The sequence below is a fragment of the Hydrogenophaga sp. FW305-3-2-15-A-LB1 genome, from assembly GCF_058787875.1.
Genome location: NZ_JBYTAE010000087.1, coordinates 21,530 through 28,067, shown reverse-complemented (window position 1 = coordinate 28,067; position 6,538 = coordinate 21,530). Strand labels below are relative to the sequence as shown.

Genomic DNA, 6,538 nt, shown 5'->3' with positions numbered 1-6,538 from the left:
CCCCCCTGCACCCCACCCTGGCCCACGTCACGCAGCGCATCACCGAGCGCAGCGCCGCCACGCGCGCGACCTACCTCGCCGCCATGGCCGCGCAGCGCAAGAAAGGCACGCAGCGCACCGGCATGGGCTGCGCCAACATGGCCCACACCACGGCCGCGCTGCCCCTGGCCGACAAGCTCCAGATCCACGCCGAACGCGCGCCGCACCTGGGCATCGTCACCGCGTACAACGACATGCTCTCGGCGCACCAGCCCTACGAGACCTACCCGCAGAAGATCCGCGACCACGCGCACGGCCTGGGCGCCACGGTGCAGGTGGCCGGCGGCGTGCCCGCCATGTGCGACGGCATCACGCAGGGCGCGGCCGGCATGGAGCTCTCGCTGTTCTCGCGCGACGTGATCGCGCTCTCCACCGCCGTGGCGCTCTCGCACAACGTGTTCGACGCCGCGCTCATGCTCGGCATCTGCGACAAGATCGTGCCCGGCCTGTTCATGGGCGCGCTGCAGTTCGGCCACCTGAGCACCGTGTTCGTGCCCGCCGGCCCCATGACCTCGGGCCTCTCGAACGACGCCAAGGCCAAGGTGCGCCAGCAGTACGCGCAAGGCCTGGTGGGCCGCGACGCGCTGCTCGAATCGGAGGCCCAGGCCTACCACAGCCCCGGCACCTGCACCTTCTACGGCACGGCCAACAGCAACCAGATGCTGATGGAGATCATGGGCCTGCACCTGCCCGGCGCCTCGTTCGTCAACCCCGGCACGCCGTTGCGCGAGGCACTCACCCTGGGCGCGGTCAAGCGCGCGGTGGCCAACACCGGCCGCACCGGCGAACCCGCGCTGAGCCTGGCCGACATCGTGACCGAGAAGACCCTGGTCAACGGCATCGTCGGCCTGCTGGCCACGGGCGGCTCGACCAACCACACGCTGCACCTCGTGGCCATGGCGCGCGCCGCCGGTGTGCTGATCGACTGGGACGATTTCGCCGAGCTCTCGCACGTGGTGCCGCTGCTGGCGCGCGTCTACCCCAACGGCAGCGCCGACGTGAACCACTTCCACGCCGCCGGCGGCATGGGTTACCTGATGCAGCAGCTGCTCGCCGCCGGCCTGCTGCACGCCGACGTGAACACCGTGATGGGCGCGGGCCTGGACAGCTACACGCGCGAGCCCTGGCTCGACAGCGGCCAGCTCGCCTGGCGCCCGGTGCCCGAACAGAGCGGCGACCTCTCGGTGCTGCGGCCGGTGAGCGAGCCCTTCAGCGCCGACGGTGGCCTGCGCCTGCTGCAGGGCAACCTGGGGCGCAGCGTGGTGAAGGTCTCGGCGGTCAAGCCCGAACACCGCGTGGTGCGCGCCCAGGCCGTGGTGGTGAGCGACCAGCAGGACCTGCTGACCCTGTTCAACGAAGGCAAGCTGGAGCGCGACCTGATCGCCGTGGTGCGCTATCAGGGCCCGCGCGCCAACGGCATGCCCGAGCTGCACAAGCTCACGCCGCCGCTGGCCGTGCTGCAGGACAAGGGCTTCAAGGTGGCGCTGGTCACCGACGGCCGCATGTCCGGCGCCTCGGGCAAGGTGCCCGCGGCCATCCACCTCAGCCCCGAGGCCTTGTCCAACGGCCCGATCGCGCGCGTGCGCGACGGCGACTGGATCACGCTCGACTGCGAGCGCGGCGTGCTCGAACTCGAGGTCGATGCCCGCACCCTGGCCCGCCGCCGCATCAAACACCCCGACCTGAGTGCCAACGAACACGGCAGCGGGCGCGAACTGTTCGGCCTGTTCCGCGAAAATGCGGGCGCGGCCGAATCGGGCGCCTCGCCCCTGTTCGCCCCGCTGGCGGTGAACCGCCCCGTGGCCCCCGTTGCAACCCCCACCGCCTGAACCCAGACACCATGACGACCACCTGCTTCACCCGCCCTGCTTTCACCGCCCGTGTCGTGCCCGTCATCGTCCTGAGCGACGAGGCCCAGGCCGTGCCGCTGGCGCATGCGCTGCTCGAAGGCGGCATCGACGTGATGGAGATCACCTTGCGCTCGGGCGTCGCGCTGCGCGCCATCGAGGCCGTGGCGCGCGCCGTGCCCAAGATGCACCTGGGCGCCGGCACCGTCACGCGCGCGGCCGAGGTGACCCAGGTGGTGAACGCGGGCGCGAAGTTCGCCCTGTCGCCGGGCTGCTCCGACGCCCTGGTGGACGCGGTGAAGGCGGCCAAGCTGCCCTTCATTCCCGGCGTGATGACGCCCAGCGAGGTGATGCGCGCGCGCGACCACGGCTTCACGCTGATGAAGCTGTTCCCCGCCGCGCAGGCCGGCGGCATCGGCATGCTCAAGGCGCTGGGCGCGCCCCTGCCCGACGTGCGCTTCTGCCCCACCGGCGGCGTGAGCCCCGAGAACCTGCGCGAGATCCTGGCCCTGCCCAACGTGGCGATGGCCGGCGGCTCCTGGCTCACGCCCTCGGACGCGCTGCGCCAGGGCGACTGGAAACGCATCGCCCGCCTTGCGCGCGAAGCCACCACCCTGGCCACCGCCGTCTGACGCCACCGCACGCCACCGACCCATGACCCTGCCCACCACCCTGCCCGCCTGGGCCCAGCTGCAATCCCTGGCCGGGGCACCGCAGCCCCACCTGCGCGAGCTGCTGCCCGCCGACACCGGCCGCGCCGAGCGCATGGCGCTGCGCGCCGCCGGCATCACGCTGGACGCGAGCCGCCAGCGCGTCTCGCTCGCCATTCAGCAGGCGCTGCTGGCGTTGGCCGAGCAGGCCGGCGTGGCGGCCCAGCGCGACGCCATGTTCCGCGGCGAGCCCATCAACACCACCGAAGGCCGACCCGTGCTGCACGTGGCGCTGCGCGGCGACCCGCTGCACACCGGGCCCTGGGGCGCGGACGTGCAGAAGGCCGTGCAGGTCGAACTGGCCCGCGTCTGCGACTTCGCCGAAGCCCTGCGCGCGGGCACGGTGCGCGGGCACAGCGGCGAAGCCATCACCGACGTGGTGAACATCGGCATCGGCGGCTCCGACCTCGGCCCGCGCATGGCGGCCGACGCGCTGGCGCACCTGGCCCACCCGGGCGTGCGCGTGCACTACGTCTCCAACCCCGACGCCTGGGCGCTGTGGAGCGTGTTGCGTGGGCTGGACGCCGCGCGCACGCTGTTCATCGTCTCCAGCAAGACCTTCACCACGCAGGAAACGCTGACCAACGCCGCGAGCGCGCGGCGCTGGCTGAGCGACCACGGCTGCCCGGCCGACGCGCTGGGCCAGCACCTGGTGGCCATCACCGCCAGCCCGGCGCAGGCCGCGAAACTGGGCTACCCGGCCGAGCGCACCTTCCTGTTCTGGGACTGGGTGGGCGGGCGCTATTCCGTGTGGTCGGCGCTGGGCCTGCCGCTGGCGATTGCCATCGGCTCCGAGCATTTCCGCCTCTTCCTGGCCGGCGCTCGCGCCATGGACGAGCACTTCCGCACCACGCCGCTGGCGCAGAACCTGCCGGTGCAGCTGGCCCTGAACGGGATCTGGAACCGCAACTTCCTGGGCCTGCCCACGCAGCTGGTCGTGCCCTACGCCTCGCGCCTGGTGCGCTTCACGCCCTTCGTGCAGCAGATGGACATGGAGTCCAACGGCAAGCGCACGCACACCGACGGCACGCCCGCCACGGTGGACACCGGCCCCATCGTCTGGGGCGGGCTGGGCATCGACGGGCAACACGCCTACTTCCAGCTGATCCACCAGGGCCGGCACACCGTGCCGGTGGACTTCATCGGCGTGCAGAACGAAGACACGCCCCTGCCCCTGGCCGCGACGCACCACGAGGTGGTCAACCTCAACCTGCGCGCCCAGGCCGAGGCCATGGCGCGCGGGCGCTCGCTGGCCGACACGCAGGCGCTGCTGCAGAAGGACGGCATGGGCGAAGCCGATGCCCGGGCCATGGCGCCGCACCGCAGTTTCGAGGGCAACATCCCGAGCCACATCCTCTGGCTGGACCGCCTGGACCCGGCGCGCCTGGGTGCCCTGATCGCGCTCTACGAACACAAGGTGTTCACCCAGGCCGCGGTCTGGCGCATCAACGCTTTCGACCAGTGGGGCGTGGAGCTGGGCAAGACCATGGCCAAGGCGATGGAGCAGGCCGCCCGCTGAGCCTGGTGGCGACAACGGGCCGCAAGCGGGCCCCAAACCGTGCTTTGTCGCGCAAAAATGCGGCAAAAAATACCGTATCGGGTATAAACGCAAAAGTTCCCGAAAGGGCAGGCGCTATTCCATCAGGTTCGGCACACACGGACAGCATCCACCAGCATGCAAAGAGTCAAGACCTTCCTCAGCAGCCTGACGTCGATCCTCACGCCGAATTCGGAGTCCGCGCCCAAGGCGCCCGACCCGAGGGCGATGGTCCTGATCCAGAAATCGATGCTCCGCCTGCTGGGTGTGCGAGGCGCCGAACTCAATCCCCAGCTGGAACACCGCATCCGCTACGCCTCCAGCATCGAGGCCCTCTGGTTCCTGCGCGCCGACCTGGCCCAGGCCCTGTGCCTGCAACGCGACGAGTCCAGCGCCCTGGCCGCCGTGTCGGACCTCACCCCCCTGTTCGAAGGCAACGTCTCCAAGGCGCAGCTGCAGTCCTTCCAGCGCGGCCAGCGCCGCTGAATGACCCGCGTGGTTGCGTCAAGCGCGACCCGTGACGCCTGAAGCAACGCCCACCAGGGGCATCGAGGGTCCGGCTGTGCCGGCCCCAGGTGCCGTCCCCCTCCCAGCCGAAGGCGCCAGTGAGGGGGAAGCCACGAAGTGGCGCAGGGGGTGCCTCCTTCTTCACGCCAAGCCGCCGTTGGCGCGCAGCACCTGACCATTGACCCAGCCACCGGCCGGGCTCACCAGAAATCCCACCACCGAAGCGATGTCGCCCGGCTCGCCCAGCCGCTGCAGCGGCGGCATCTGGGCGTGCATCTGGATCTGCTCGGGCGTCTTGCCGTCGAAGAACAGCGCGGTGGCCACCGGGCCGGGCGCCACCGCGTTGACCGTGATGCGGCGCCCGCGCAACTCCTTGGCGAACACCTGGGTGAGCGACTCCACCGCCGCCTTGGAGGCGATGTACACGCTGTAGCCCGGCAGGTTCAGCGCCACCGTGGTGCTGGAGAAGTTGACGATGCGCCCGCCCTCGTTCAGCCGCGTGGCGGCCTCGCGCAGGGTGTTGAAGGTGCCTCGCACGTTGGTGTCGAAGGTGCGGTCGTACAGCGCATCGCTGGTCTGCGCCAGCGGCACCGTCTTGAGCACGCCGGCGTTGTTCACCAGCACGTCCACCGGGCCGAGTTCGCGCTCGGTGACGTCGAAGAGGACCCGCACCTCCTCGGCCTTCGAGACGTCGGCCCGCACCGCGATGGCCCGGGCGCCGCCGGCGCGCAGCTCGGCCACCAGGGCCTCGGCCTCGGGGGCGCTGTGGGCGTGGTTCACCACCACGGCGTAACCGTCGGCGGCCAGCCGGCGGGCCAGTTCGGCGCCGATGCCGCGCGAGGCGCCGGTGACGATGGCGACGGGGGAGGAGGCGTTGGAGCTCATGGGTTTTCCTGAAAAGTTGAACGATGGCCCGATGATGGATCGTTCCCACCGGAAGATCATTACATCGAAATTGGCAACATAATTCGAATTTCATCAACAATACCGCCCATGGACCGATTCCAGGAAATGCAGGTGTTCGTGCGCATCGCCGAGCGGGGCAGCTTCACGCAGGCGGCGGACGACCTGCAGCTGCCGCGCGCGACGGTGAGCAACCTGATCCAGCGGCTGGAGGCGCGCCTGGGCGTGCGCCTGCTGGAGCGCACCACGCGCACGGTGCGGCTCACGCCCGATGGCGAGGCCTACCGCCAGCGTTGCGTGGGCCTGCTGGCCGACCTCGAAGAAGCCGACGGCCTGTTCCGCCAGGCCGTGCCCAAGGGCCTGCTGCGCGTGAACCTGCAGGGCACGCTGGCGCGCCGCTTCGTCGTGCCCGCCCTGCCCGCCTTTCTCGCGCGGCACCCGCAGCTGGAACTGCAGATCGGCGAGGACGACCGCCTGGTCGACTTGGTGCGCGAAGGCGTGGACTGCGTGCTGCGCGCCGGCCAGCTGCGCGACTCGTCCCTGGTGGCGCGCCGGGTGGCGCTGCTGCCGCAGCTCACCTGCGCCAGCGCGAGCTATCTCGCGCAGTTCGGCGAGCCTCGGACCCTGGCCGACCTGGCCGGCCACCGCGCGGTGAACTACCTCTCCAGCGCCACGGGCCAGGCCCTGCCGCTGGAGTTCACGGTGAACGGCGAAGTGCGCACGCTGAGCCTGAGCGGCCCGGTCTCGGTGACGGGGGCCGACGTCTACGCGGGCGCGGCGATCGCCGGCCTGGGCCTGGTGCAGGTGCCGCGCTACCGCGTGGCCGACGAACTGGCCTCGGGCCAGTTGCGCGAGGTGCTGGTGGACCTGCCACCGCCCCCGCTGCAGGTGTCGGTGCTGTACCCGCAGAACCGCCAGCTCTCCGTGCGCGTGCGCGCCTTCGCGCAGTGGCTGGGTGAGCTGTTCGAAACGCTCACCTGATCCCCCACTGCGTT

General features: G+C 71.0%; 6 protein-coding genes. 5 read left to right on the top strand and 1 reads right to left on the bottom strand.

Annotated elements, in window-relative coordinates:
* The first annotated feature begins 5 nt into the window (after positions 1-5).
* The 4 genes from edd (at position 6) to AC3WPZ_RS22910 (ending at position 4,619) form a co-directional block, all read left to right on the top strand.
* The gene (edd, locus tag AC3WPZ_RS22925) at positions 6-1,868 is read left to right on the top strand and encodes a phosphogluconate dehydratase (protein WP_492441727.1); all 1,863 of its coding nucleotides are present in this window, start codon (positions 6-8) and stop codon (positions 1,866-1,868) included.
* Positions 1,869-1,879: 11 nt separating this feature from the next.
* Positions 1,880-2,518 (top strand): bifunctional 4-hydroxy-2-oxoglutarate aldolase/2-dehydro-3-deoxy-phosphogluconate aldolase, encoded by a 639-nt coding sequence (eda, locus tag AC3WPZ_RS22920; RefSeq protein WP_492441725.1) that lies wholly within the window; start codon positions 1,880-1,882, stop codon positions 2,516-2,518.
* Positions 2,519-2,540: 22 nt separating this feature from the next.
* Positions 2,541-4,115, top strand: a complete 1,575-nt coding sequence (gene pgi / locus AC3WPZ_RS22915) for a glucose-6-phosphate isomerase (RefSeq protein WP_492441723.1) — start codon at positions 2,541-2,543, stop codon at positions 4,113-4,115.
* Between the two features lie 156 nt (positions 4,116-4,271).
* Positions 4,272-4,619 (top strand): hypothetical protein, encoded by a 348-nt coding sequence (locus tag AC3WPZ_RS22910; RefSeq protein ID WP_291113075.1) that lies wholly within the window; start codon positions 4,272-4,274, stop codon positions 4,617-4,619.
* A gap of 162 nt (positions 4,620-4,781) precedes the next feature.
* Here AC3WPZ_RS22910 and AC3WPZ_RS22905 read toward each other — a convergent pair whose 3' ends face one another.
* Positions 4,782-5,525, bottom strand: coding sequence for an SDR family oxidoreductase (locus tag AC3WPZ_RS22905; RefSeq protein WP_492441721.1), 744 nt, complete (start codon positions 5,523-5,525; stop codon positions 4,782-4,784).
* 108 nt (positions 5,526-5,633) lie between these two features.
* Here AC3WPZ_RS22905 and AC3WPZ_RS22900 point away from each other — a divergent pair, with 108 nt between their 5' ends.
* The gene (locus tag AC3WPZ_RS22900; RefSeq protein ID WP_492441720.1) at positions 5,634-6,524 is read left to right on the top strand and encodes a LysR family transcriptional regulator; all 891 of its coding nucleotides are present in this window, start codon (positions 5,634-5,636) and stop codon (positions 6,522-6,524) included.
* Positions 6,525-6,538: the final 14 nt, after the last annotated feature.